Genomic DNA, 25,345 nt, shown 5'->3' with positions numbered 1-25,345 from the left:
CGAAAGCCGCCCCGCTACGCCGCCGCCGACGGCTCGGCCGCGAACCCCCGCGGCAGCAGCACCTGCTCCGCGTCAGTGATGATCCCCGCGGGCACGGTGTCCAGCGCGGCCGGCGCCTGCGGGCTGCGCATCGGGCAGAGCAGCCACAGGCCGTACGGGGAAGCGTCGCTCTCACGGGCCTGCCCGGTCAGCTCGGTCAGCAGCTTGCGCCCGGCCGGGTAGCGCGCCAGCGGGGTCGCACCGTGCAGGAACACCGTACGGTCGGTCCCGGCGGCGCGGATGCGCTCGCCGAGCCTCGCGCAGGCGTCCGCGGCCAGGTTGGCGAACGCCGCCGGCCCGCCGTCGCGGTCGGCTTCGAGGACCACGTTCCACGGCGGCCCGCCGAACTCGGTGACCAGCTCGTTCAGCACACCGACGAACTCCGCGGAGACGTCGAACGCCGCAACGTCCTCGCGCGCCGCCAGCAGCTCCGCCGCCGCCTCGGCGTCGGTCAGCCACGTCTTCACCGCCAGGTAGCCGCCCCGCGACGCCGACCGCCCCAACTGCCGCAGCAGCCCGGCCTGCTCCGCGTCCGACACGGCCGTGCCGGGGCCGTGCCCCGCCGTGTGCGAGGGCGGCGCGAGGGTCGTGACCTCCGGCGGCAGCACCCATGTGATCTCACCCTGCTCATCCGTGCTCTCGACCAGCTTGGGGTGCTTCTCCGACAGCACCTCCCACAACTGGGCGTCGGTGGGCTCCGGCAGCCGCGGGAAGCGCGCCTTCACCCGGTCGCGCACCTGCTGCGGCGAAATACCGGGCGGTCCGAGGTAGCCGACCGCCTGCGCCAACGTCAGCGCCCGGTCCAGGCCCATGGACGCCGGGTACAACTCGCGCCGGATGGTCACCTGGGCGTTCTCCGACGCAGCGGCGGCCAGGTGCACGAGGTCGTGGTCGGACAGCGAGCGCATCGCGTCCTCCTCGACCCCCTCCACCCGGACGGCGCGCAGCGCCGCCCGCACCTCCTCTGCCGTGGGCAGCGGCGCGGTGGCCTCGAAGCTCACCAGCTCGTCGGCGCGCGCGCCCAGCGCCGCTGCGTAGTCGAGCAGGTCCGCCTCCACCGGCACCGTGGGGTCGTCGTCCACGATCTGGGCGACCAGCACCCGCGACCCGTGGCGGCGCACCGTGAACCGGGGGTTCTCCCGCCGCCCCTCGCTCTCGACCGCCACGCGCACCACGGCCAGCGCCAGCGCCAACCGCACCGCGGCCGTGTCCTGGCCGGTGCCGCGCAGCTCCAGCAGTTCCTCGGCGATCTGGCGCACCTCGCGGACGCGGCCGTGGCCGGCCAGGATCTGCACGACGTCGTCGCGCACCGCCCCCAGCAGCGACGAACTGCGTGTCCAGTAGGCGTCGGCGGCGGCGAGCTGGCGCGCCACATACTCCTGGTCCAGCCCCAGCTCGTCGGCGACCTCGGCGAGGGTGGGCCAGGCCAGGCGGCGCGGACCGGACTCCGGCAAGCCCAGCAGGGCGCGCACCACCCGGACCCAGGAGGAGTTGGCCTCGGTCGCCCGCGGCACGAACTGGCGGATGACCTTGTCCAGGCTGGCCTCGCGCTTGGCGCGGTCGTCGGCGCCGGGCGGCAGCTTGGCGCTGACCTGGACGTCCGGCTCGGGCACACCCAGCCGGTTGCGCCACGCGGTGACCATGCTGACCAGCTCGTTGCGGGTGTTGAAGGCGACACCCCGCCTGCGGTGCAGTTCGACCGTCGGGCGGTCCATCAGGTCGCCCACCGTCTCGCAGCGCAACACACGGGTTGCGGCGTCCAGGGCGAGCGGGCTGAGCCCGGCCAGGTGCAGCGGGGTCTCCGCCGTGGCGGATTCGGCGTTGCGGCGCCGGGTCTCCTCGTCCTCGGCCGATCCGCTCGCGACGTCGGCGGACTGGAACACCTGTTCCCAGGCGTTGCGCATGTCCTCCAGGGAAGCGAAGCGCTCCTGCGGGCGCCGGTGCAGCGCCTGGTCGAAGAACACGCGCAGCGCGGGGCGGAGCTGCTCGGGAAAGGAGTCCTCGGCCAGCCGCGGACGCACGGTCCTCGGCGGTAGGAACGCGAGGTCCACTCCGTCCTCGCTCCACACCGGCAACTCGCCCGAGGCCATCTCATGCAGGGTGGCCGCCACAGCGTAGCGTTCGGCCGCCTCGTCGTAGTGCCGCTTGGGCTCGTCCACATTCAGGAACGGGTCGAGATACCCGCGGGTCCCGGCCGCGGTGTTCTCCACCGGAACACCCGCCAGGGAGAAGTCGAAGAGGACCAGCTCAAGGCCCTTCTTGCGGGTGCGTTCGCGCACGCCCAGGTTCGCGGGTTTGAGGTCGCGGTGCAGGACCCCCTGGCCCTCCAGGTACTCGACCAGGTCGAAGAGGTGGCGGCCGAACCGGTGCAGCTCCACCACGCCCAGGCTGGTCTCCAGGTACTCCGCGAGGGTGAACTCGCCGGCGAGTTCGAGCGGAAGCACGGTCCGCTCCCCGATGTCGATGACGCCCTCGGCGGCGAGCCCGACGATCCGCGGGTTGTTCAGCGATGCGAGCTGGGCCGCTTCACGGCGCAGCTTGTTGGCCGCGGAGTCCTCGTTCAGCGCGACCTTGAAGACCTGCTCCTCGAGGTCGGCGTTGCGGCCGAGCCGGCGCACCAGGAGCGCCCGCGACGTGGAGCCCTTGCCCAGGACGCTGGCGACCTCCCAGCCGTCGTAGACCTCCTGGCCCTTGACAGCCACCAGGGGGTCGGTGACGACCTCGGCGCGGTTGAGCTGCTCGTCGATCGTGTCGAGGCTGCGCAGGAACGCGCGCAGCGAGCCGGTGCGCTCGTTCGGCCGCCACCGCGTGGCCGCCCGCACGAGCGAGTCCATGGCGGGGGTGACGTCGTCGCTGGCGGCGGCCGGGGTCAGCTCGCCCTGCTCGCGGATCTGCTTGCTGACCTCGCCCGGGTCGTCCCCGGGCGCCCGGCCGCTGAGGACCAGGAACGCGACGGCACCGAGGCCGAACATGTCCATGGCCTGGGCGTCGCCCCCATGTCCGGGAAACTCGGGCGCCAGGTAGGGCAGCGCCGCCTCCTCGACGTGGGCGGTCAGCGCGCGCCTGCCCAGCAGTGCGGTCGCGTTGCTGGTCGAACGGAACGCCGGATGCTGGCGTGAGGCGACCTGCCAGTCGGCGATGCGCAGCCGGGGGTACGTGCCGTCCAGCTCCACCCAGATGCTGCACGGGGCCAGTGCCCGATGGAAGAGCTGGTTGCCGTGGGCGTGCTTGAGGGCGTCGGCCAACTGCCGGACCATTTCGACCCGGGTGCCGAAGTCCAGGTCGTCGCCGTGTTCGCGCACGAAGTGGTCCAAGCGCTGCCAGGAGTCCCTGTGTGCGAAGGCGATTGCCGGGCCGCGGTGCTCGATGACGCCGTAGGACTCGGCCCGGACGATGCCTTCGTGGGCGATGCCGTCCAGCGAGCGGAACTCCCGCTCGGCGGCGCGCCGCACCGACTCGCGGTCGTCGTCGGTGTCGGCGTCGTCATGGTGGAAGATGCGGATTCGGGCCTTCTTGCGGCGCAGATCGGCGTGGGTGCCCAGGTAATCGGTCCAGGTCGGACCGGAAGCATGAGTGCGGCTGTCGAGCGTGTAGCCGCTGAACTCGAGCTCGCGCTCGATCGGCTGCGCCCCGATCGCCTCCATCAGGCGCCGGACGTTCTTCAGGAACACGGAGGAGGGGCGCCCGTTGCGGCTGGGGCGGCTGAGGAACTCGTTCCACACGCCGCCGAGTTTGGTTTGCTGCTCCAGGCCGTCGCGGCCGAACACCCGCTCGCTCTGCACCTCGTCGAAGTCGCACACCAGGTCAGGAGACGAAAGGAAGACGCCGGCCTCGATGAACGGAATGCTGAGGCCCGGCTCCTGCAGACGACCCGCCGCCCAACGGAGCCGGCTCCGCAGTTCCTTGGACTTCTGGTCGGTGGCGTGCAGCGGGTTGTCGAAGGGGCGCTTGTCGATGGAGAAGAACCACGTGCCGCCCCGGTTCGTGGCGCGGCCGCGGTGGGCCTTCAGCTCCAGCAGGAACACACCGTGAGGCGCGACGAGGAACAGGTCGCACTCGTGCACGCGCCCGCCCCTGGCGGTGAACGAGAAGCACTGCCAGGCCCGGTAGGGCTCGCGATCGGGCATCTGCTGCTTGATGTGTTCGAGGCCCTGCTGCTCCCACTCGAACTCGGAGGGCTCTCCCCACCACCGTTCGGCCATCGAGCTTCCTTCCGGTCGGGGGGCCACCGCTGCGCCCAGGATAGAGGTGATCGAGGGGCAGGTACTCCGCCTGCCGTCGCCGCGCCCTCATGCGATGCGCGTACCGCGGAGGCTCTCGCGGGTAGCCGGGGCCGCGTCGCGGCACGACAGGCTGAGGAAGGGGCCGACGGCAAGACGGCGACCGGGGCCGCGGCCGTCCGGGAGAGCGCGCCGGTGTCCGCCACGAGCGCTGGGTGGGACGCATCCACCGACGGGTGGAACCGGACCACCCGCCGGACGCGCCTGTCCACCGGTCCCCGGGGCGCAACGGACCGTGGCGCCGCATCACCTACAGGACGGGAACACCGAGTTCCTTTGCCAGGAAGCGGTTGGTCTCCGGGTCCGTCGAGTACAGCACTGCGCCGCGCAGCCCGCGGGTCGCCAGGACTCTATAGGTGTGGCGGACCAGGAGGTCGAACTCGGGAGCGCTCTTGACGCTTCTGTCCATGTTCGCCGATGGATTCGTCTCCCAGCCGTTGCCGTTCCAGACGAGATCGGGCCCGAAAATGACCCCCGCGTAGTCGTACTCGAAGCCCTGCGCGGTGTAGATGCATCCCACCTGGTCGAAACCACCGTCATCGGTCGCCCATAGGGAGGACGGCGGTGCGCCCTTGATCGCCTTGTCCGTATTGGCGTTCCAAGGACGGTGCCAATCGTCGATCACCACGTCCGGTACCAGCGTCCCGTCAGGGCGCGGATCGTGCCACGGCCAGCAGTATCCGGCCGCGATCCGCGAACTGTATCCCTCGTCTAGTCTGGCCTGCAGGTACTCCTCCATGACACTGGGACTCGAGGCCACGTGCAGCTCGAAGTCGCCTTGGGGCCGCCACGGCTCCGGGGGATTGCCGTCCCCGTCGAGGCCGAGGAGCCGCTCGGTCCACGACAGGAACTCCGGCGACCCGCCGCACCGGAACTGGTGCCGAAGATCGATGGTGTGGACGCCGATCCCCATGGCTTCCGCTGCCTTGGTGATGAGCTCGACCGACCCCACCTCGCTGGGCCGGACCCGCTGATGTTCGTCGAGCAGGAAAACGGGGACGCGCGCTGCTCGGATCAGCTCCTCGACCTGCGGGGACTCCTGCGCGTTCGATCGGCGTCCGGAGCGGAGCCGGTGCGCCTCGTCGGCGATCACAGCGTCGAGATCATTGGGGGCGGCCCCGGCGAAGTTGTTGAAGTACTGATAGATCTGCCGAGCCCGGCGGCTGTTGTTGTCCGCCTTGTTCCGCAGGGTGATGTGAATGCCCTGCTGCCGGTGGCGTGGACCGCGCGATGGCGGCTTCGACTCAGCCAGTCGAGCAGTTCCAGGGCGATCACGCTCTTCCCCGTGCCTGGACCGCCCACGATGAGGACGACCTCCTTGCGGTCGCCCTTCTTGCTCTTTGTGACCCGCGACTTGACGTAGTCGTAGTCTTCGCGCTGCTCATCCAGAAGAGTGAAGACGGACCGGCTCCGGACCCCGGCGCTGACTGCCGACATGAGGGGTTCGGTCGGAGCAACGGGAGCGTCCAGCAGTTCCCGGGCATGAGCGTCCGCGTTGTCCGCGGTGAGGATTTCTCCCAAGGCCCTCTCGAAGAAGTGCTCCTCTCTGCACCCGTACATGCGTGTGAACGGGCGCATCTCGCCGACCTCGCTCAGTTGCTGAGCAGAGGGCGTGATCGCGTTGAGCACTGCCCTGTCGGCGTTGTGCATGTTGATCATGCAGAACACGTCCGCATCGCGCAGCAGCGGGATGAAGTCGAGCATGACCTGGCGATATCCCCAGACTTGGTTGGCCGGTGGACACGCAGCGGCCCGGTCCGGGTATTGCCGAGTCTGACGAGTTCGGAGTCGGAGTGGGGGGCGACCATCGACCACTGCTTGTTCTCCACGACGACGACCGACATCCGGCCATCGCCGGGACGCGAGCCAACGAGGACCATGTCCATGCGGATATCGGTGATCGGGGTGCTCATCTCGAGCAGCACCTGGACTCCCCCCAGCTCGGCCGAGGTCAGCCGCTCGACAACGGTGGGGATGCTGTTGCGCCACGATTCGACTTCTTCGCTGTCCACCGGCCTGCCGAAGATCTGCGAGAAGCGCCGCTGCATCTCAACGAAGAACCGCCTGTCGGTGATGTCGGAGGCGAGCTGATCTGCAGTCCCTTGATAGAGGTAGCGCGAGCCCATGGACCGGATCCTCCTTTCGGGGCGGTAATGGATTGGAGAGTTCAGGTCGAGGGCCGACCTTATACCGGATATCGGACACTTCCGTATCTCCGCAGGACAGTGAGGCCGGTGGTGCCGGAAGTCGCGTTCTGAGCAGCAGACGGCTATTACGCGGATCGGGAGCGACCTATATCCGGTATCCGAGTGCTGCCGAGGCGACCAGCGCAATGGCTCGGAGCGATGTTCAGCGCCGGGCTCCGCGATGCTGTGGAGTCGGAGCCGGCCGATGGCCGCACTTGTCATACCGAGAGCGGTTGCGACAGAGCGGCACCGGCAGGACACACCAGGGGCGCCGAGGCTCCGGAGGCGGAGGGTGTCCGCGCGGTCACCGATCGATCCGTGCTTGGGGGACGCCGCTGGGCCGCTCGGCCCCGCCTGGGAACGTCCGGCATAGGGGATTCGTCCCAGGACTTGCGGCCTTAACGGATAGTCGCGTATCTATCGGTAACAGCAGTCGAAGTAACGGTCGCATTCTTCCTACCCAGGCGATAGCGAGGCCGCATTCCGTGCTGACCCGCTCCACCTATTCCCATCCGACCTGGCAGCTCCGCGTCCTGAGAGAGACCCCGCACCGGCCCGGGAACAGCCGAAACGTCCACGGCGGCGCCGTTTTCTTCCCACCGGACCTCGTCGTGACGTGTGCACACGTCGTATGCAGTGCTGTGGGGCTGGTGTTCGCCACTGGGGTTGCAGCTCCCGATAATCCTGTTTATCTGGATTCTGTTTCGGATGATTGGCGCGGCGAGGCGAAAGTTGTGCCGGAGTGCTGGTTCGTTGATGAAAACGGTGTCGATCTCGCCGTCCTCCGGCTGACCACGCCGGCACCCTTGAGGGCGGAGGCGCCGGTGATCCGGCTGCCGAACCAGCTCAACGGCGGTCTGCTCACCAGCGTGGGATATCCGCCACGGCTGGAGGCCGGCGACCCGGTGGAAGTGCGCATCATCGGCCAGGGCGGACGCAGCAGCGGACTGCTGAAACTCGCCAGCGTCTCGGCCGTTGCCGGGCATATGGAACCGGGTTTCAGCGGGTGCGCAGTCAAGGACGGAACAGGCGCGGTCTGCGGCATCGTCGTGGATACACGGGTCGTCGGCAGGCGTGGCACCGGCGAAGCGTGGATGCTGCCGATGACCGAGATCCAGCGGCGCTGGCCGAGCGGCGCGCAGTGGCCCGAGCCCGATGCGCCCGTACGGCGGAGCGGCGGATACCCCGAGCTGACCACCGCCCTGATGCGGCTGGAGGTCTTCCGCCGCGCCCTCTCCGCGGACGAGATCGACTGGCTGTTCCCCCGCGGGCAGTGGCCGCCCCACGTCTCAACGGGCGGTGGCGCCGGTGACGCGGTGCGCAGCATCGTCGAGTCCGCTCCCGACCGCTGGGAGCTGCTCGCCTGCCTGCAACGGGTGCAGGATCTCCAACGGGACCTGGGCGACTACTCCGAAGCGACGGCGGATCATGTGCTCAGGGCCGCAGAACCGTTGGTGCGACAGCTCGACCGTGAGCTGACCGGAGCCGATACCTACGCGGCACTGCATGACTTCCTGGATGCCATTCCTCTGCGCGACGTGAACCGCCACCTGCACGCCTTCTACCGCGGTCACTACGACGGGATGAGTGAACGCCTGCGTGCAGGGGCGTCTGCTGAAACAGCATGGACCGCGTTCGTCCGGATGTGGACATGGCCGCGGCCGGACAGGGACTCGCCGCCTCCGCGTGCCGTCTGGGTGGAGCTGATGGTCCGTGAACGCCCATTTGGGCTCGTGCCTCCCGCAGTCCGCCGCTGGCTGGACGATCAGCGCAGCGACCACCGTCCCCACGACTGGGAACGCGCAGTTGGCCGCTACGCGGTCGCAGCCAAGGAGCTTGAGGCTTCCGACGATGCGCCGGTACGGCTCGTCGCATCCGTCATTCCGGCAGCTCAGGGATATGACCTGGCATTTTTTGTCGGCTTCCCCGAAACGGAGGGCGGTGGGGCCAACAGCACGATGCAGACGGTCCGTTGGCGGAGTGCGCCTCACCGGCTCCGCGCGGCCGACCGGAGCGCTCTATCGACCGCGATCGTGCGCGCGGCCAGGGATGTCGAGGAGACCCTCCCTTCCCCGTATACCGGGCGTTCCGTGGTGGTGGAACCTCTCGTAGCCATGGACGACCTCGACTTGGGCCTGGCGTCGCGCCGGATGGACGGCCGCGGTCGCGAGCCGGCGCATATCGGCTCGCAGTATGCGATCCGCCTGCATTTGAGGGACCGCCGAGTGGGCCGGCGTTTCGCAGACAAGTCCGAGCTGGTCGACGGCGGACGCGTGGTGTGGGTGCGCGATGTCCCCCCGGAATTGCTGGCCTCCGCTCTCTCCGCCCACGACGTCGTCGCCTGCGTGCTGGACAGGCCGCCCTGGCACGATCCCCACGCATTCGAGTATGCCGTCGACGGGCATGTTCCGATCATGCTGTGGGCACGCGAGGACGCAGTGGGGGGAATCGGAATCCGTGGGGCCAAGGGGACGCCGGTGATCCCGACGCCCGAAAGGGATTTCGGTCTCGGGCTGATCAGTGGACTTATCTCCCCAGGACACGAGGATGCGCTTGCCGGTGCCCAGCGGGATTTCGCCAGGTGGGGCCTCATCGGGCTCCCCAGGATTCTTCTGAAACTCCGCAGCAACAGTTACGACGAATCAGATTTCGATACGGCTGGGCTGAGCTATAGTATTGATTTCTTGTACGACACCATGGCCGATCTTGCCGGCGGCTCCCCGTTCAAAGGCCGCATGCGTCTGACCGCAACGCCCTACATTCCCGTCGAGTGACCTGGAAAGAGTCCATGGACCACGTCCCGCCCGAAGGGGGCGACGGCGCCGCTCCGCCGACCGCGGCCGCGTGGTGGGTGTACAAGGGGACGGGCCGCCCTCGCTCCGAGATCGAGTGCCCCGCTGCGCTGCTGCCCGACCCTCCGCCTTGGCGCAGATTCGGTGGAAGCTCGCCGTCAGGAGGGCTGCAGCCACCGCCTCCCGATGACGACGGCGAGGCAGAGCAGCATCTCGGGCCGGTCAGTGCTCCCGAGCCCGCGGTCATCAGCACCGCCGAGGTCGACGCCGTCAATGCGAGTCTGTTCCTGCGCCGCCCGCTGATCGTCACCGGACCGCCCGGAATCGGGAAGACCTCGCTGGCATACAAGGTGGCCCGGGAGTTGCGCCTTGGCCGGGTGCTGCGGTGGGAGATAACCACGCAGAGTGAGTTGGGTTCCGGGCTTTACCGCTACGATGCCATCGAGCGACTGCGTGATGTCTCGAGTCGCGGGTCCGATCACAAGCGCCCGGCCTCCAACGGCCCTCCCGACGATCTCTCGCAGTACTTTCGTCTGGGACCGCTCGGCACAGCATTACTGCCTTATGAACACCCCCGCGTTCTACTCGTCGACGAACTCGACAAGAGCGATCCCGATCTTGCCAACAATCTCCTGCATGTTCTGGAAAAAGGCCGCTTCCAAATACCTGAGATCGCGAACAGGATGCGCTCCTCGGTGCCGGTGTCCCTGCCTGCGGACGACCCCGGCCATACAGCCGAGGTGCACCCTGAGAAGATCATGTGCCGGGCGTTTCCGATCGTGGTCATAACTTCGAACGGTGAACGGGTGTTTCCATCGGCATTCCTGCGGAGGTGTATCCAGCTTCATCTGGACGACCCGGGGGAGGAACAGCTCGCGGACATGTTGCGGGTGCACTTCGCCGCAGGCGGTCAGGGCGGGCATGACCCGGCAGACGCGGAGATGATCGCCGAATTCCTGGAGTGGCGTCGGCGTATGGGAAGCCTGGCGGTAGACCAACTCCTGAATAACTCATATCTGCGCGGGTTTGCGCAGAGCTCGCAGGAGCGGGAACGGATAGTCGACCTCCTCTACCAAAGGCTCTCGGAGGGGTAAGGCGAATGTACAGCGACAGCGGGGCTCGGTCCGAGGATGCAGCCCTCACGCTGGCGTCACTGCGCGACTACATCTGGCTGCGCGCTCAGCAGACAGCCCGCCTGCCACCGGAAGAGCCTGAGGGTGGGCCTGCGTCATCCCGGTCGGCGCCTTTCCCGAGCGGCCATGGGCACATGCGGCCTCCCGAGGGCGCGGCCCCGGTCGCAGACGAGCCTGAGCCGTACGGATCCGCGGCAGGAGCGGACGGCGAGTCAGCGGAACGGATCCAACCGCCGAGTCCGGTCGGCGCCGAACCTCCCCCCGTGGCCGGTGACCTGTCCGCGGAGGCGGTACCCCCGGCCGGGCTGCCTGCACCGGAATCCAAGGAAAGCCTCGCATGGTCGGCCGCCCTTCCGCGGAACCGGCCGCGCCAGGCGCTGCGGACAGCATTGCGTCCTCTCGGCATGCGCTGCCCTGATCCCCGCCGCCGAGTCATCGATGTGGCGGCCACTGTGCATCAAGCCGCCGACGCGCGGGCGCGCCTGGGCCGGCTCCCTCACGGCGGCTGGCCGCCCGTCGAGCCGATCATGCGAAGCGAGCAGCGGCGGTCACTGCGGCTGACCCTCGTCATCGACGGCTCCTACACCATGCGGGCGCACCGCGGCCACGTCGATGACCTAGTCGCTCAGATCCGCACCGACGCAGGGGCGAGGGGCGTCCGCGTGCTGTATGCGGCGGTCGAGGGATGCGAGACCGAGGGACTTCGGCTGCAACACGAGGACCGGCGGCCGGGGCCGGCCCCGCGTGAACTGTTCGCCGGGGACGGCCACGATGTGGCGCTCGTCCTCACGGACGGCTGCGCCAAGGAGTGGGACGGCGCAGTGCTGCCGGGATGGCTGTACCACTGGGCCCACGACGCCGCTGTTGCCATATGGCATGTCTTGCCGCGGCAGATCTGGGACCGCACCGCGATACCCCCGCAGCTGCTCACGCTGCGCGCTCCGGAACCCCCCGTCCCGGGTACGGTCGTCCCCAACCATCGCTACAACCGGGTGGAGCGAGGCCCGAGTGCGCCCGATCGGGCCGTCGTCCCCGGCGAATTCGAGGCACCCGCCGCAGAGGCGGCCGGGGCAGTGTGGATCCCGGTGCTCTCCGCCGACCCGACACAGCTGTGGCGCTGGACGCGGTTCCTCGCCCGCGAGGACTTCCAGGGCGGCCTGCTGGCCGATGCGTTGGCTGTGCGCACAGTCGGCGACCCCGTCGGCGCGGTCGGTCCGAACCCTTCGGGTGCCCCCGCGCTATCCGGGCCGTCCAGGGCAGAGCCGGAGGAAAACGATCCCCAGGCCCGGGTACAGCGCTTCCTCTCGTACTCCTCGCCCGAGGCGGTCGACCTCGCCGCACGACTGGCCGCCGTGCCTCTAGCGGCGCCGCTGATCGAAGCGGTCCAGGACGACATGGCTCCGCCCCCCTCGTCGGCCGCTATGACCGAGGTTCTGGCGGGGGGACTCCTCTACCGCACCGGTGACGACACCGGCGACGTCGGCACTCCCGAATTGGAGTTCCACGTCGGCGTACGGGAACGCCTGATCGCGGCCGCGGGGGACAGCCGGGTCACCGACCGCGTGTTGAACACCGTCGCCGAGCGGTTCGGCGACCAGGTGCCGGTCTTGGCCGATCTGCGCAGCGCGCTGCGTACGGGTACCGGAGCCGTACCGCTCCGAACGCTGTCGACGACCGGTCGCCGCTTCACCGATGCGCTCCTGCCTGCTCTCGAACTGCTGCCCGATCGCAAGCACCGCGCCGTGGCGGCGGCTTGGCGCCGTACCTCCTCAGCGGGTGCCTCAGGCGAAGGAGGAGGCGATGAGGCCGAAAACAGCTCCGGTGAGTCCAGTCAGGCGCTACGGTTCACAAACGCCCTCGAGGGCGGTACCACCCGGCCCGTTGATTCCGATGCGCCTTCGACAGCGCAGTCGACCTTCACGGAAGCACCCATGCAGACGAATCTCCATCGCCCTCCCGTGAGTGAGTCCCCCATGGGCGGACCTCCGGATCCGCCGGCCCCCGCCGCCCCGGCCGAGACGGCCCCCCGGCGCCGACCGCGCGGTCGTGCCGTGATCGGCGGCCTACCGGGGCAGAACATGCACTTCACAGGTCGATCCCGCGAACTTGAAAGAATGTCCGCCGAACTCGATGAGTTCCCCGGCATGCCGCTTGTGCTGAACGGGATCGCGGGGGTCGGGAAGTCGGAGTTGGCCGCGCATTTCGCCTACACCCACTTCGACAAGTACGACGTCATCTGGTGGGTGCCTGCGCATACGTCGACCGAGGTCGAGTCGTCACTGGTGCGGCTGGGACACGCGCTCGGCGTCCCCGAGCCTTCGGGCCGCCTGAGGGAACAGGCCGAGACGGTCCTCGCTGCCCTGCCCTCGGGCACCCTGGTCGAGAACTGGCTTCTGGTCTACGACTCAGCGGGCGATCCCGAAGACCTCATGCCCATGCTTCCGACTGGACGCATGGGTCATGTGCTGGTCACCTCCACCAGCGGAAGGTGGGCCCACCGCGGTAGCGCCCGCACGTTGGAGATCCTGGAGTTCCAAAGGGAGGAGAGCGTCGAGCTGCTCCTCCGAAGGGGGCCCGAGACACTCACGCGCGAGGAGGCGTCCCGCCTGGCCGAGAAGCTCGGCGACTTCCCCTTGGCTCTTCCCCAGGTCGCTGCTTATCTAACGGACACTCTGACGCCCCCGATGGACTATCTCGAGATGTTCGACCGCCGTGCAGCCGCGCTCCTTTCGTCGGCAGCGCCCGTTGACAACTACCGGTATCCGCTGGTGGTGGCCCTGAACCTCTCGGTCGACCGGTTGGGCAGCTCCATTGGGCAAGGCGAGGGTGAAGTGTCGAGCCGCACCTCGCAAGAACAGGGGGCGGCACTGCGACTGCTTCAGCTGTGCTCGTTCCTCGCGCCCGCGCCCATTCCACGGGCGTACCTGTTGCGCGGCAGCGACATCGGAGGCCCAGCGGAACTGGAGCACCTCCTGGGTGATCCCCTCCTGCTGAACAGTGCGATGGCCCGGACCAGGGACTACTCGCTGCTGAAGTTTGACACCAAGAACAAGACCCTGCAGATGCATCTTGTCGTCCAGGTCGCTGTACAGGCTTCGATGACGGACGAAGAGCGCGCTTTGATGCGCGACTGTGCTCTGCGTCTGCTCAGCCGCAACCAGCCGATGTCGCCGGAGCGATCATCGAATTGGGATGCGTACCGCACACTGCTTACCCATGTGATCCACACCGAAGCCTGGAGGTCCGAAAATCCCCAGGTCCGCGACCTCGTACTCAACATGGTGCAGTTCTTGCGTTACTGCTCCAACTATGAGGGCGGTCGGATCATGGCCGAGCACGCGCTGGAGAACTGGCGGAACGACGAGTACCGCAGCCTTCTGGTGCGGCTGCACCGGACGGAGCTGCTTCTCCTTCTCGACAGGCTCGATGAGGCGCACCGGGAGGCTGCCGCCCTCGTGGAACGATTCGGCGCCCTGCTCGGGGAGGCTCATGAGGACACGCTCGGCGCGACCTGGATGCTGGCGGCATCCCTGCACCTCAGGGGTGAGCTGGTGGAATCCCACAGGTTGTTCGAAGAGGTCCTCGAACAGCGTACGGCTGCACTTGACGACGACGACCCGCTGATCTTCCACGCGGCGCACAGTCTCGCCTCCTCCTTCCAAGCGCAAGGACGCTACTCCGAAGCCCTGGAGATCGACCGGCGGAACCTGTATCGCCGGCGCGTGGCTCTGGGAGAGGACGATCGCGAAACCTTGCGAAGTCAAGCCTCCACCGCGGTCAACCTGCTGGCGCTGGGAGACCTCGAAGAGGCCGCCAGCCTCCTGGAAGACGCTTACGCGCGGTGGACGGACACCGTCGGACAGTCGAACGTCAACACCCTCGACACGCGTATCCTTCTCTCCGTCGCGCTGCGCCGAATGGGTCGGTATTCGGATGCGCTGGCTCACTCGGAAGAGGCGGTCGAACTTTACAGCCAGCACTACAGCGATTCATTCTCCTTCGCCATAAAATCACTTATTGTGCACGGGGAGAACCTTAGTCTGGTGGGACGCCCCGGTGAAGCGGTTCCGATTCAACAGGCGGCTCACCAGCGTATACTCAATTCTACTTCCATTGACAGGGCAAGGCTGGGATACGCGAAACTCGGACTCGCCCTGGCGTTGCGGCATACCGAACGCCAGGTCGAGGCGCACGAATTGGACGCTGAGGCACTCCGCCTGCTCACCACCACACTGGGGGAGGAGCACCCGGGCGTTCTCGCCTGCCGGATCAACATTGGGAACGACCTTTTCAACCGGGGGCAGATCCGCAGCGCCCGGGAATCCGACAGCGAGGCGGCCCGGATGTGCGATCGCCTCCTCGGAGACCGGCACCCGTATACGCTGGCCGCTCACCGCAATCTGGCGCTGACGCAGCAGGCGCTGGGCGAGATGAACGCCGACGGTCTCGTGGCGGAAGCGGCTGACCGCTATCGGAGGCGGTTTCCGCTTGGCCACCCGCTCATCGACTCCTTGCGGGAGGCGGCACGGGCCGAATGCGATCCGTTCCCCGCCCTCTAGCGAAGGTGGCACCCGTCCGGCCCGCCTTCCGCGTCGGCGAGTACGGCAAGCAGCGCTGTCCACTCACTGCAGGGGAAGCTCAGGTTTGCGCCGTTCCGGTCCGTGGAATCACGGAGGGACACCACCCCCTGGCCCTGGATAACGAGGAACAGAAGCTCGCAGCACTCGTTCATGGCAGCCGAATACGTTGACTTGATCCAAGTTTCGGTTGCTAATCGGCTGGTATTCTTGTTTTCGCTCACATGTATCCCGCGCGGTCGCAGCTGCACCATCGAGCAAGATCCAACACGGACTTTGCTCCTCGCATGCCCCTGTAGATCATAAAATACTGGTCCGAATTTTCCTCTAGCCTTATGGCGACCCTCTTGCTTGGGAGGCATGTCCGATGTCCGATATCGTGAGGCTGACCGTGGACGGTGACGACGTGATCGGTATCGCGACGGTTGATCCAGATGGCATCGTGCGCAGTTCAGGCGTTCCTGCGCTCCTTGACCGGATACGCGTCGAAGATATCGCCGATAAGGTGGCCGCCGTCTGCCGAAGGATCACTGACAGGTTGAATGCGGGGCCCATGCTTCCAGCTGAGACCACTGTGGAGTTCGGAGTCTCCGTCAGCAGCGAAGCCGGCACGTTCATCGCCTCGGCCGCGGGCCAGGGCAGCGTCAAGGTCATGATGACGTGGCGTCCTAGGGAAGGCGTCGAGTAGCCCCGGTGACCGCTGCCGTGCCGTCGCCCAACCCCGAAGGCGGTGACTCCCGCGGACGCCTTCAGTGCTGGGGTGGCCGGATCCGGCCGGACCCCGATGAGATCGTCATGGGGTGATCGGCGGTGGGGACGCCGTACCGAGAGGGCGGCTCCTGCTCCATCGAACTCGCCGCAGCCTGGCGCATTGTCCGGCAGTCGCGAGGCCGTGGGCGCGCTCCCTGGGGGAAATGGTGCCGTTCCTGGCACATTCCACGTGGAGATCCGCTAGGTCGGATGCGCCACCGACGCGATTCAGCGCTGAAAACCGGCCTGCAGCTTGAGCACTGCTCCGCCCCGGCGCCGGCTTCAAGGCTGCGGCGGCGCGCTCCCGGCGGCGGGCAGCACGACGGTGACGGTGAGCCCGCCCTCGGGGTTGGGGGTGCCGCCAACGGTGCCGTGGTGGCTGTGGGCGATGGCGCGGACGAGGGTCAGGCCGAGGCCGTGGCCCGTGGCCTGCGTACGTGATCGCTTTCGGTGGAACGGCTCGAACAGCCGCTCGGCGAGTTCGGGGCTGATGACCTCGCCGCTGTTGGTCATCGTGATCACGGCCGAATCCTCCTGCGCGGAGACCTCCAGCCGCGCCGTGCCCTCCGCCTCGTTGTGGCGGACCGCGTTGTGCAGCAGGTTGATCAGCAGGTGATGCAGCAGGTCCGCATCGCCGTCGACCACGACCGGACGCAGATCGCTGCGCACGTCGATCCGCCGGTCCGCCGCTTCCTGCCGGACCTGCTCCACGGCGTCCGCGGCCGCCTTCGCGAGGTCGACGGGCTGCGCGGCGTCGATGCCGTGATCAGCTCGGGACAGCGTCAGCAGGGACTCCACGGTCGTGATGCTGCGTTCGTTGGTCTTCAGGAGCTTGGACGTGAGGGCGCCGACGTCGTGGTCCTCGGGGTGGGCGCGGGCGACCTGGAGCATGGTGCGGGTGGTCGCCAGCGGGGTGCGCAGTTCGTGTGCGGCGTTGGCGGCGAAGCGCTCCTGGGCCTGGAAGCTGGCGTGCAGGCGGTCGAGCATGGTGTCGATGGTGTCGGCGAGGTCGGTGAACTCGTCCCGGGGTCCCCTGAGGCGGATCCGCTTGTGCAGGGTGGGACCGGCGATGACGCCGGCGGACCGCGTCATCCGGTGGACAGGGGAGAGGATGCGGCCCGCGATGAGCCAGCCGAGCAGGAACGCGATCAGGGTCATCGCCACCAGGGCGGCGACGGAGAGCTGCAGCAGGACCGAGAGGACGTCCTGCTTGCTGGTTATCGCGACGGCCTCGCTCGCCCCGGAGGGTCCGCTCGGCTGGACGGGTCTGGCCCGTTCCGCCTCGACGGCGGTCACCTGCACACTGGTCGCCGCGGCCAGGTTGTAGCTCGGGACGAACCACATCAGTGTGTACAGGATGGCGATGAGCACGGTGCCGAACGTGAGCAGCATGGCGCCGTAGAGCAGGGTGAGCCGGGTCCGGATGGTCAGCCGGCCCCGGCGGAGCCCCTCGGAGGCGCTCATGCCGCGGCGGCCAGGTAGTAGCCGACGCCCGTGGCCGTATGCAGCACGGGCGGGTCGCCGAGCTTGCGCCGCAGTGTCGAGACGGTGATGCGGACGGCGTTGGTGAACGGGTCGGCGTTGGCGTCCCAGGCCTTCTCCAGCAGCTGCTCGGCGCTGAGGACCGCCCCCTCCGCCCGCATGAGCAGCTCCAGGACGGTGAACTCCTTGGGCGTCAAGGACAGGGAGAGGCCACCGCGCTCGGCGCTGCGGCGGGCCGGGTCCAATCGGATGTCGCCGCGGGTCAGCACGGGCGGCTGCGCGGGTGCGGAGCGCCGCTGCAGCGCGTGCAGCCGCGCCACGAGCTCGGGGAAGTCGAACGGTTTGACCAGGTAGTCGTCCGACCCGAGCCGCAGCCCGGCGACCTTGTCGGCCAGCCGATCGGCCGCGGTCAGCATCAGAATGCGGCACTCGGGGTGGTCGGCCACCACGTGGCGGCACACGTCGTCCCCGTGCACCCCGGGGAGGTCGCGGTCCAGGACCACCACGTCGTAGTCGTTGACCGCGATGTGCTCCAGAGCCGTGTCACCGTCCAGCGCGATGTCGACCGCCATGCCCTCGCGGCGCAGACCGGACCGCAACGCATCGGCGAGGAACTCCTCGTCCTCCGCCACCAGCACCCGCACGCGGCTGTCCTCCTCGTTGATCCGGCTTCCTTCGCAATTCCTTGGAAGTTCCTTCAAATGCGTCCGCGCACCGCCGCCGGTGCAGGCGGGAACGGAACGCCACGCCGCGCTCATGATCCGCGCACCGGCATATGGGCGAGTTATGGGAACGGCCAAACACGGACGATAAGTCCCGACTGGCTTACTGCTCGTGGCGGTCGCAGCCAGCCACGGCGGCCGCTCCCGGTGGAACGATCCCCGGGATGCTCCGCGGAGCAGTCCAGCCGTACAGAACGGGATGTCCCATGTCTTCCTTCCGCAAGATCGCAACCGTCGTCGCCGGTGTGGCGCTCGCTGTCGGAGGGGGCGGTGCCGCCGCGTTCGCCTCCGGCACGGCTCCGGAGCAGACCGTGGAGGTGCCGGCGGGCGTCGACGCCAAGCCCGCCAAGCCGAGCGGGGAGGCCGAAAAGGGCGAGAAGCCCGCTAAGGGCGAGGCGATCCGCATCATCAAGGACGGAGACGGCGTCCGGACCATCAAGGGCGAGGGCGGCGAGGTTCCCGTCGACGCCGAGCCGGCCAAGCCGACCAAGCCCGCCGAGTAGAGGTAGCGCGGTCCAGCGCGCGGTCGCGGATGCCGGTTGAGGCGTCCGGGACCCGCCGGGCGGTTCGCGGGGCGGGCGCACCGCGAACCGCCTCCCCGCATGACAGACTGCGGCTCTCGTTCCGGCGCGCCGCCACCCGCCGCCTGGCCCGCCCGGGACTCGCCCGGCGGCGGTTCGTCGACCCACGTGCGGAGGCGGGGCACGCCCCATGGTCGGCGACGTCGCGCTCGACCGCGCTGCACGCCGACTTGGGCCCCGCACCAAGCCCACGACCACCTTGGTCGCCCCGGCGCCCTCTATGCCCCGTACTCCGACACCTCCACCCCCGAGGCGAACCCGGTGCAGTCACTGCGCGGGTCGGCGGCCGCGACGGCGAAGACCCCGCGCCCGGGCCCCGCGTCCGCGGCCAAGGCCTGGGAAGTGGATTCAACACAACAGGCGCGACACCGTTCACGGCGGCGTGTACGCCGCTGTCCCGGGCCACCGAGCCGGAACGTCCCCGCAAGTGCGAGCTTCCGCCCCGGAGCTCCTTCTTGATCAGGACCCGCTCTCCTGCAGGCGCCCGCGTACCACCCCGCGATCGACGCCGAGTCGCGCCAGCAGTTCCGCCGCGGGATCGGGCCGTTTCCGATCCAGGAGGACGTGCAGCAGATGGACGGTGTCGATATCGCGGGTCCTCGCTTTGGCGTTCTTGACAGCCTGGGAAAGCACGGCCTGGGCGGTCGAGGTCAAGGGCGGCGCCGTGCGCGCGGGCGCCGACAGGGCCGGGGCGAGGTCGCCGACATCCACGCCGATGGCGTGCAGCGCTTCCCGGTCGAGTTCCTCCAGGGCCGCGTAAGCGGCCTCCAGGTCCACGCCCAGCGCCCGGACCGAGGCGGATCCGGTCTCGTGGAGCAGGCCGAGCAGCAGGTGCTCGGTGCCCATACGTTTGGCGCCGCGTTGGCGCGCCTCCTCGCGGGCCGCGGTGACGACCACGACAAAAGGGCTGCTGGTGAACTGGTCGAACACCGTTCCTCACTTCCCGTGCTTGGTGTGGGCGGACTGGCGCGACATGCCCAGCGCGTCGCCGATCTGTTCCCACGACCACCCCTGCCGGCGGGCGTGGCCGGTGGCCGCGGCTTCCACCTGCTCGGCCAATCTGTGCAGCGCGCCCGCCGCCCGCAGGCCGAGGGCCGGGTCGTGTGCTTCGACGCGCTGGGTCAGGTCCTCACTGCCGTGTTCCATGTCTGTCAGATTAGTTTGACAAGCACGCGGTGTCAAAAGAAATTTACAGACATGAATCATAGAGGCATGACGACGACTGTTCTGCTGCGGTCAGGGATCTTCGCGGGTCCCCTGTTCGTGGCCGTCTTCCTGATCGAAGGCTTCCGGCGCCCCGACTACGACCCGCTGCGCCATCCCGTCAGCTCGCTTGCGCTGGGCGAGGCGGGCTGGGTCCAGACCGCGGACTTCCTCCTCGCCGGATCGCTGACGGTGGCATTCGCGCTTGGAGCCCATCGCGCGCTTCGCCGACACGAAACGAAGACCTGGGGCCCGTCGCTGATCGCGATCTGGGGGGCGGGTCTGCTCGGGGCCGGTGCCTTCCTCACCGACCCGGTCGGCGGCTATCCACCGGGCACTCCGGCCGTCCCCGTGCACGCCAGCACGCTTGGCACCCTGCACGATCTTCTCTCACTGATCGGATTCGCAGCCCTGGTGGCGGCGTGCGCCGCGTTCGCCCGGTGGTTCCTACGCTGGCACCGGCGGGCGTGGGCCGCCTACTCGGCCGCGACCGGCGCCGCCTTCGTCATCTTCGTCCTCCTGGCCACCGGTGGACTCGCCCAGACCGAACCGCTCGCCGCCGTCGGCGGACTGTTGCAACGAACCGCGGTCGTGATCGGTTGGGCGTGGATCACCGCGCTGGCCGTCCACCTGCTGCGACGCACGCACGACGACGCGGGCGGCTGATGGGGCAAGCAGCACGGGGGAAGGCTGAGATCGGCGCGGATGTCGGATGGTTTTGCGGAGTTCAACGACCACCGCCGAGGGCTTCGTTGTCTTCGCAGAGACCGAACCAGGCGGTGGCCGTCGGTGTGTCCGGAGGCTCCCTCAGGTCAAGGGCTCGCCGATCGAATGACTACGACAAGACGATCAGCGCCCAGGAAATCCGGACCTGAAACCGGGAGCATCAGCAGGCGGGAATATCGCGAGGCGACGAGCGCGGACGACTTCAAAAAACCATCTTGCACAAGGCGCTCCCAAGAATTGTCGCAACCACCGCGCTGTGGCGGGTCTACGGCGAGTGGCGGGTCGTCGGGGTGAACAGCCGCGGTGTCGGCGCCGAGTGCGGTGCTCTGCCCGACGTCTACACCAGCATCGGTGCCCACGACCGGTGGATCACGCGGGTCATCCGCTGACCCGAGCCCGGGTGCGGGCGCGCGGCCAAAGTATTCACCCGCGCGCCCGCACCCGGGAAGCCGTCCTCGGCCAGCCTGGAAAAGCGCTCACTGACCCCGAACTGCGGCAGCTCTCCTAGCCGGGGCCGGAATAAACCTGATGCCGGGCGATCAGGACCGGCGATTAACCATTGTCGGTCGTGGATTGAAAACGCGAGAATTCCGGGGCTCTGCCGGACAACTGCGATAACAGAGCCCTCGGGTCGCTCTGGTGATTTCAACGGCCACCGCCGAAAGATTCGTTGTCTTCGCAAAGACCGGAATCCGGCGGTGGCCGTCGGTGTGTCCGGAGACTCCCGCAAATCAGGGGCCTGCCGATCGGGTGGCCCCGCCACGGCGCTCAGGGCTCTGGTGCCCCGGACCTGCAACCGGGAGCATCAGCAGGCGGGAATCCCCGGGTAGGAGAGGTAGTGTCCGCTGTAAGTGTAAGCGTCACCCCCCGCGGTGCGGTACCAGTAGTTGCCGTAGCTGTTTTGGAGTCGGCACTGAATGTAGATGTGGGTGCCGGCCTGTACAGTGCCGATCTTGTGGCTGCTTCCATAGGGTCGGGTGCGATAGGGAGCATCGTACGCCGCCACGATCTTGATGCTCGCCGCCTGCGCTTCCTCCGCGCCGACTGCGGCCGGACTCGACTGTTCTTCCTCCGAAGGGGATACCGAGGCTGACGCCGAAGCCGCCGAAAGTGACAGTGCAGCAGCGAACGAAGCGATGAGCACGGACGACTTCAGAAATCCACTTTTCACAAGGCGCTCCCAAGAGAGTAGTCGTGACCACCGCGCTTTGACGTCGACTCCGCGGCGAGCCTTTCCCGATCGGGGATCGAAATACAACCAAGGCGGCCCCCGGGGCGTCAAGTGCGTAAAACGGCGCCATCTGAGAAGTGAGATTCGCGAATGATTATTCACGTCCTTGGGTGGGGAAAGTGTGGAGGGTATGGCGAGCGCCGCGTTTGCGCAGGTAGGTGGCACAGGGGTTGCGATGCAGAATTTCTGCACCGGATGCGCCGAATGACAGTGCAAGAAGAAACTCGCGCTCCCCGCTGACGGTTCCCTAACGTGTCCCGAGGTATTCCGGCGGATATCAACGCCGGAGGCGCGGTAGGAAACGGAGCGGCAGTGCGAACGGCGACAACTCAATCGAACGGAACGGGTGTGCGCGGATGGACGCGCGCGCTGACTGGTGCGGCGCTGTCCGCGGCCGTCTCCCTCGGCGCGCTGACCCAGGCCGGGGCGGCGCAAGCCGACGAAACGGCTGAGCCCCCCACCCCCAAGATCATCGGAGGGCAGCCCGCCGACCAGCCTTACCCCTTCGTCGGCTCCCTGCAGTACGAGCGGGACGGCAACCCCGACCACCACGGCTGCGGCGCGGCGCTCGTCGACGAGCGGTGGATGGTCACCGCCGCCCACTGCGTGGTGACCGAAGGAGAGGGCTCCGACCCCTACAAGCTGCGCGACCCGGACATCTTCCACGTCCGGCTGGGCTCCAACGACCGGACCGCCGGCGGGACCGTCGTCAAGCTCGACGACATCGTGGTCCACCCGGACTACGTCTACTACACCGACCATGAAGAAGGCCGGGACATCGCGCTGCTCAAGCTCGACTCTCCGGTGGATGTCGAGCCCGTCAGGCTGGAGCGCCGCATCCCCCGTCCCGGTACCGAAGTGCGCCAGGTCGGGTGGGGCTACACGTCCAACGACGACACCGACGACCCGGCGAACCTGCCCGAGGAATTGCAGCAGCTCGACACCACCCTGCTCTCGCCCTCGGACCGCCGGTGCCAGGTGGACGAGAACGGCGACGGCTCCTGGGGCGTCCGCAAGGGCGACGTCTGCACCGACAACCCGGACGGCGTCCGCGGCCCCTGCTACGGAGACTCCGGCTCGCCTCTGCTGCGCCGGGTCTACGGCGAGTGGCGGGTCGTCGGGGTGAACAGCCGCGGTGTCGGCGCCGAGTGCGGTGCGCTGCCCGACGTCTACACCAGCATCGGCGCCCACGACCGGTGGATCACCCGGGTCGTCCGCTGACCTGAGCCCGGGTGCGGGCGCGCGGCCGGACTGTTCACCCGCGCACCCGCACCCGCCCCACTCGCTCCACCCCGCCGAGACGCTGGCCCGGGCCTGTTCGCGGGTCGGATGGGCTGGGGAGTTCTGGAACCGGGCGCGTGGCGCTGGGTCTGCGCACCGCCGAAGCGCGGCGGTCGCGGCCGTCGCGGCGGTTCCACCGGATCCTGGACGAGGAGTTCCGGTGTAGTGCGGAGCCGCCGCCCGACGCGGAGGGCGGTGGGCGGCGACCCGCAGGCGGGTGCGGGCGACGGTTCCGCGAGGCGTGGCCGGCCGTGGGGGCCTTCGCCACCGGGCCTCGCTGGGCTGCTGCTCGATCGCCGCAGGTGGCCGAGGAGGGCGCGGCGCCTGCGGCGGGCGAGCCACCGGCGGTGGCGCCGGCGGCTCGGCGGAGGGCGCCTCCACCTCACCACCGCCACCTCCTCAACAGGGCATCGAGCGGTGACGGCGGGAAGAACCCGGCGGCGCCCGACGCTCAGAGGCCGATCTGGTCGGAAGACTCGTTGTGGTCGCTCAGCTGTCCCACCCGGTCGTAGCGGAACTCCGCCATGTCCTGGCGAGACATCACCCAGTACGTGCGGATGTCCTCACCTTCGGGCGACAGGCTCGCCCCCCATTCGGCGATCAGGCACCAATCGCGTCGCCCGAGCACCTCTGCCTTGTCGTAGATAAGGCAGGGGTCGTCCTGGATGTTGGCCGGGTATCCGCCCATCTTCAGCACCTCGCGGCCTTTCACCGACTTCTCGGTGTTCCGCCTGTTGGCCCGATTGGCACTGGCCAACTGCCGTCTGTAGGGAGAGAACAAGCCGTTCAGCTCATCGTCGAGGAGGAGCACGGCGTGGCTGGTGTCGGGCAGGCTCCAGTAGGCGCTGCACCGGAGGGGGAACGGGGCGCGGAAGTGATCCGGCTCCTCCGGAGACTCGTCGAGCGTCCACTCCCGCACCGGTGTGTCCGCGCCGACGTGCAGCACCGCGCGCGAGGTGGTCGACAAGTCGTGTTCCATGGCGGATTCCGCGTCCCTGGTGGCGAAGAGGAGCAGCGAGCCTTCACCGGGCAGCGCCAAACCCGGTGGGCTGGGCGGGAGGGCAGCGCAGTCGACCGAGGCGATGTAGTGCGGATAGTCGCCCAGGTCGACATCGAGCGGAACGCGCGGATGCCCGCCGTACCACCCCGCCGGGCGCTCTCCCGCCCGCAGTTCGGCGTCGTCCATCGGGGTGAACACCAGTTGGGGAAGAGCCAACCCGAGCCACCGGTCGGCGACGGTCTCGGGAACCCCGGATTCGAGCAGGTGAGGCTTGAGTGACTGCAGATCGTCCATGGGCGGTCAAGCTACACCGCCACAACGTCAATCCGCGCTGACGCAGGTTCCGGCCGTGATCACCGCCACCGGCCGACGCCTATCGCGCGGCATCTGCCGGATCCAGGCCGAAATCCGGAAAGAAACCGCGCAATGGATGCTCGGGGCGCCGACGGGGCCGGGGCGAGCCTCGTTGCCCAGTAGTACTTCGTTGAGTTCCTGCATTCCGTGTGTTGATCCTGGACGATCACAGGCATGGATCCGGCCGCCGTCGACGCGCGCTGCGAGGAGCTCGACGCGTTCTGCGCCGAGGCCTCCGCCTCGATTCCCCACCAATGGCAGTGCCACACGGCGGGCCGCCAGTAGGCCGAAGTGTCAGCGCCGCCGGTTGTGTGGTGGGCCCGGAAGCTCTCACGGATTCCCGGGGAGGTTCCGCCGTCCGCGGCGACCGATCACTGCAACGTTCATATCGGATCCCTGGCTGTTGTCGGCCGGCACGGGAGAATTTGCAGGCCGCAAACATGACCGACTTTGTGGACATCCGCGTCGGTGATGCACTCGAAACCATTCGCCAAGACATCGGCGCCCGATCGACATGGTGCCGCTCGACGGCGCCCTCAGCCTCTACCGCCCTCCTCGAACCACACTGCGCGGCGGCGCGCTCGTGATCGGCGAGAACGCCATCGAGGAATCGGCCGATTACCTCGACTACGTCAGCAATCCCGACAACAGCTACCTCTCCCCGCCCTTGCGGTTCGACCAGCAACGAGGCAACGAACTCTCCCTCCGGACCCGATAGACGCGCGCTAGGCACAAGCTCGACTGGCCGTACGACACTGCGCAGATGTCGGTGCTTGGTCAGACCAGGTCCACCGGGACCCTGCGTTTTCGAGGCGCATCCGATCCGACACCGCTTCCTCATCTGCCGATGTAAACGCCTGGAGAACTTGAGGCGCGAGAGATCGGGACTGCGTCCTTGGAATTTGAGCGGCGCAGGAAGCGGTAGCCGTACCGGGACCACGTGATTGGGTCGGACCGGGGTTTGGAGTTTTCTGTGAGCGTGCCGCCGCCACGGCGGGTCGGCGGGTG

At 68.3% G+C, this 25,345-nt stretch carries 20 protein-coding genes; 9 read left to right on the top strand and 11 right to left on the bottom strand.

Going from position 1 to position 25,345, the window contains the following annotated elements:
- Positions 1-14: 14 nt before the first annotated feature.
- The 4 genes from pglW to ABD284_RS04795 all read right to left on the bottom strand — a co-directional run bounded on the left by pglW (position 15) and on the right by ABD284_RS04795 (position 6,445).
- The gene (pglW, locus tag ABD284_RS04810) at positions 15-4,241 is read right to left on the bottom strand and encodes a BREX system serine/threonine kinase PglW (RefSeq protein ID WP_344141151.1); all 4,227 of its coding nucleotides are present in this window, start codon (positions 4,239-4,241) and stop codon (positions 15-17) included.
- Positions 4,242-4,569: 328 nt separating this feature from the next.
- A complete protein-coding gene (locus tag ABD284_RS04805; protein ID WP_344141485.1) occupies positions 4,570-5,466 on the bottom strand; it encodes a DNA/RNA helicase domain-containing protein in 897 nt (298 codons plus the stop codon).
- Positions 5,409-6,023 (bottom strand): DNA/RNA helicase domain-containing protein, encoded by a 615-nt coding sequence (locus ABD284_RS04800; protein ID WP_344141149.1) that lies wholly within the window; start codon positions 6,021-6,023, stop codon positions 5,409-5,411. The genes ABD284_RS04805 and ABD284_RS04800 overlap by 58 nt, the downstream gene beginning before the upstream one ends.
- The gene (locus tag ABD284_RS04795; RefSeq protein WP_344141147.1) at positions 5,975-6,445 is read right to left on the bottom strand and encodes a hypothetical protein; all 471 of its coding nucleotides are present in this window, start codon (positions 6,443-6,445) and stop codon (positions 5,975-5,977) included. The genes ABD284_RS04800 and ABD284_RS04795 overlap by 49 nt, the downstream gene beginning before the upstream one ends.
- A gap of 206 nt (positions 6,446-6,651) precedes the next feature.
- Here ABD284_RS04795 and ABD284_RS04790 point away from each other — a divergent pair, with 206 nt between their 5' ends.
- From ABD284_RS04790 to fxsT, 3 genes are read left to right on the top strand one after another with little or no spacing between them, the layout of a single operon-like run.
- Positions 6,652-9,279, top strand: a complete 2,628-nt coding sequence (locus ABD284_RS04790) for a trypsin-like peptidase domain-containing protein (protein WP_344141146.1) — start codon at positions 6,652-6,654, stop codon at positions 9,277-9,279.
- A complete protein-coding gene (locus ABD284_RS04785) occupies positions 9,276-10,391 on the top strand; it encodes an AAA family ATPase (RefSeq protein WP_344141145.1) in 1,116 nt (371 codons plus the stop codon). The genes ABD284_RS04790 and ABD284_RS04785 overlap by 4 nt, the downstream gene beginning before the upstream one ends.
- A gap of 5 nt (positions 10,392-10,396) precedes the next feature.
- Complete coding sequence (gene fxsT, locus ABD284_RS04780) at positions 10,397-14,989, top strand: FxSxx-COOH system tetratricopeptide repeat protein (protein ID WP_344141144.1); 4,593 nt, start codon at positions 10,397-10,399, stop codon at positions 14,987-14,989.
- On the opposite strand, the gene ABD284_RS04775 is transcribed toward fxsT, so the two are convergent.
- The gene (locus ABD284_RS04775; RefSeq protein ID WP_344141143.1) at positions 14,986-15,261 is read right to left on the bottom strand and encodes a DUF397 domain-containing protein; all 276 of its coding nucleotides are present in this window, start codon (positions 15,259-15,261) and stop codon (positions 14,986-14,988) included. The genes fxsT and ABD284_RS04775 overlap by 4 nt on opposite strands.
- A 113-nt stretch (positions 15,262-15,374) precedes the next feature.
- On the opposite strand from ABD284_RS04775, the gene ABD284_RS04770 reads away from it, so the two are divergent.
- Positions 15,375-15,695, top strand: a complete 321-nt coding sequence (locus ABD284_RS04770; protein WP_344141142.1) for a CU044_2847 family protein — start codon at positions 15,375-15,377, stop codon at positions 15,693-15,695.
- A gap of 344 nt (positions 15,696-16,039) precedes the next feature.
- On the opposite strand, the gene ABD284_RS04765 is transcribed toward ABD284_RS04770, so the two are convergent.
- Together ABD284_RS04765 and ABD284_RS04760 are read right to left on the bottom strand one after the other, a co-directional pair.
- Complete coding sequence (locus ABD284_RS04765) at positions 16,040-17,221, bottom strand: sensor histidine kinase (RefSeq protein WP_344141141.1); 1,182 nt, start codon at positions 17,219-17,221, stop codon at positions 16,040-16,042.
- On the bottom strand, positions 17,218-17,883 hold the full coding sequence (locus tag ABD284_RS04760; protein ID WP_344141483.1) for a response regulator transcription factor: 666 nt from the start codon (positions 17,881-17,883) through the stop codon (positions 17,218-17,220). Before ABD284_RS04760 ends, ABD284_RS04765 begins: the two co-directional genes overlap by 4 nt.
- Before the next feature lie 284 nt (positions 17,884-18,167).
- Between ABD284_RS04760 and ABD284_RS04755 the strand changes: the two genes are divergently transcribed.
- A complete protein-coding gene (locus tag ABD284_RS04755) occupies positions 18,168-18,464 on the top strand; it encodes a hypothetical protein (RefSeq protein ID WP_344141140.1) in 297 nt (98 codons plus the stop codon).
- A gap of 537 nt (positions 18,465-19,001) precedes the next feature.
- On the opposite strand, the gene ABD284_RS04750 is transcribed toward ABD284_RS04755, so the two are convergent.
- Together ABD284_RS04750 and ABD284_RS04745 are read right to left on the bottom strand one after the other, a co-directional pair.
- Positions 19,002-19,472, bottom strand: a complete 471-nt coding sequence (locus ABD284_RS04750) for a Clp protease N-terminal domain-containing protein (RefSeq protein ID WP_344141138.1) — start codon at positions 19,470-19,472, stop codon at positions 19,002-19,004.
- A gap of 6 nt (positions 19,473-19,478) precedes the next feature.
- A complete protein-coding gene (locus ABD284_RS04745; RefSeq protein ID WP_344141137.1) occupies positions 19,479-19,688 on the bottom strand; it encodes a hypothetical protein in 210 nt (69 codons plus the stop codon).
- Between the two features lie 66 nt (positions 19,689-19,754).
- Here ABD284_RS04745 and ABD284_RS04740 point away from each other — a divergent pair, with 66 nt between their 5' ends.
- Together ABD284_RS04740 and ABD284_RS04735 are read left to right on the top strand one after the other, a co-directional pair.
- Positions 19,755-20,411 (top strand): DUF998 domain-containing protein, encoded by a 657-nt coding sequence (locus ABD284_RS04740; RefSeq protein ID WP_344141136.1) that lies wholly within the window; start codon positions 19,755-19,757, stop codon positions 20,409-20,411.
- 275 nt (positions 20,412-20,686) lie between these two features.
- Positions 20,687-20,860, top strand: coding sequence for a hypothetical protein (locus ABD284_RS04735; protein WP_344141135.1), 174 nt, complete (start codon positions 20,687-20,689; stop codon positions 20,858-20,860).
- Positions 20,861-21,276: 416 nt separating this feature from the next.
- On the opposite strand, the gene ABD284_RS04730 is transcribed toward ABD284_RS04735, so the two are convergent.
- Positions 21,277-21,642 (bottom strand): hypothetical protein, encoded by a 366-nt coding sequence (locus ABD284_RS04730; protein ID WP_344141134.1) that lies wholly within the window; start codon positions 21,640-21,642, stop codon positions 21,277-21,279.
- 408 nt (positions 21,643-22,050) lie between these two features.
- Here ABD284_RS04730 and ABD284_RS04725 point away from each other — a divergent pair, with 408 nt between their 5' ends.
- Positions 22,051-22,923 carry a S1 family peptidase gene (locus ABD284_RS04725; protein ID WP_344141132.1) on the top strand — a complete coding sequence of 291 codons (873 nt, stop codon included), beginning with the start codon at positions 22,051-22,053 and terminating at the stop codon, positions 22,921-22,923.
- 511 nt (positions 22,924-23,434) lie between these two features.
- Here the strand turns inward: ABD284_RS04725 and ABD284_RS04720 are convergent.
- On the bottom strand, positions 23,435-24,277 hold the full coding sequence (locus ABD284_RS04720) for a DUF1963 domain-containing protein (protein ID WP_344141131.1): 843 nt from the start codon (positions 24,275-24,277) through the stop codon (positions 23,435-23,437).
- A 574-nt stretch (positions 24,278-24,851) separates the two neighbouring features.
- Here ABD284_RS04720 and ABD284_RS04715 point away from each other — a divergent pair.
- The gene (locus ABD284_RS04715; RefSeq protein WP_344141130.1) at positions 24,852-25,055 is read left to right on the top strand and encodes a hypothetical protein; all 204 of its coding nucleotides are present in this window, start codon (positions 24,852-24,854) and stop codon (positions 25,053-25,055) included.
- Positions 25,056-25,345: the final 290 nt, after the last annotated feature.

It is taken from the genome of Streptomonospora arabica (genome assembly GCF_039531585.1).
Classification (GTDB): domain Bacteria; phylum Actinomycetota; class Actinomycetes; order Streptosporangiales; family Streptosporangiaceae; genus Streptomonospora; species Streptomonospora halophila.
This window is presented reverse-complemented; position numbering and strand designations above follow the sequence as displayed.

Excerpts from the sequence above, each read along its gene's own strand:
- ABD284_RS04775 (WP_344141143.1), bottom strand. The coding sequence starts at position 15,261 with ATGGTGCAGCTGCGACCGCGCGGGATACATGTGAGCGAAAACAAGAAT.
- fxsT (WP_344141144.1), top strand. The coding sequence starts at position 10,397 with ATGTACAGCGACAGCGGGGCTCGGTCCGAGGATGCAGCCCTCACGCTG.
- ABD284_RS04790 (WP_344141146.1), top strand. The coding sequence starts at position 6,652 with ATGGCTCGGAGCGATGTTCAGCGCCGGGCTCCGCGATGCTGTGGAGTC.
- ABD284_RS04745 (WP_344141137.1), bottom strand. The coding sequence starts at position 19,688 with ATGGAACACGGCAGTGAGGACCTGACCCAGCGCGTCGAAGCACACGAC.
- ABD284_RS04800 (WP_344141149.1), bottom strand. The coding sequence starts at position 6,023 with ATGCTCGACTTCATCCCGCTGCTGCGCGATGCGGACGTGTTCTGCATG.
- ABD284_RS04795 (WP_344141147.1), bottom strand. The coding sequence starts at position 6,445 with ATGGGCTCGCGCTACCTCTATCAAGGGACTGCAGATCAGCTCGCCTCC.
- ABD284_RS04715 (WP_344141130.1), top strand. The coding sequence starts at position 24,852 with ATGGTGCCGCTCGACGGCGCCCTCAGCCTCTACCGCCCTCCTCGAACC.
- pglW (WP_344141151.1), bottom strand. The coding sequence starts at position 4,241 with ATGGCCGAACGGTGGTGGGGAGAGCCCTCCGAGTTCGAGTGGGAGCAG.
- ABD284_RS04720 (WP_344141131.1), bottom strand. The coding sequence starts at position 24,277 with ATGGACGATCTGCAGTCACTCAAGCCTCACCTGCTCGAATCCGGGGTT.
- ABD284_RS04765 (WP_344141141.1), bottom strand. The coding sequence starts at position 17,221 with ATGAGCGCCTCCGAGGGGCTCCGCCGGGGCCGGCTGACCATCCGGACC.
- ABD284_RS04740 (WP_344141136.1), top strand. The coding sequence starts at position 19,755 with ATGACGACGACTGTTCTGCTGCGGTCAGGGATCTTCGCGGGTCCCCTG.
- ABD284_RS04770 (WP_344141142.1), top strand. The coding sequence starts at position 15,375 with ATGTCCGATATCGTGAGGCTGACCGTGGACGGTGACGACGTGATCGGT.
- ABD284_RS04755 (WP_344141140.1), top strand. The coding sequence starts at position 18,168 with ATGTCTTCCTTCCGCAAGATCGCAACCGTCGTCGCCGGTGTGGCGCTC.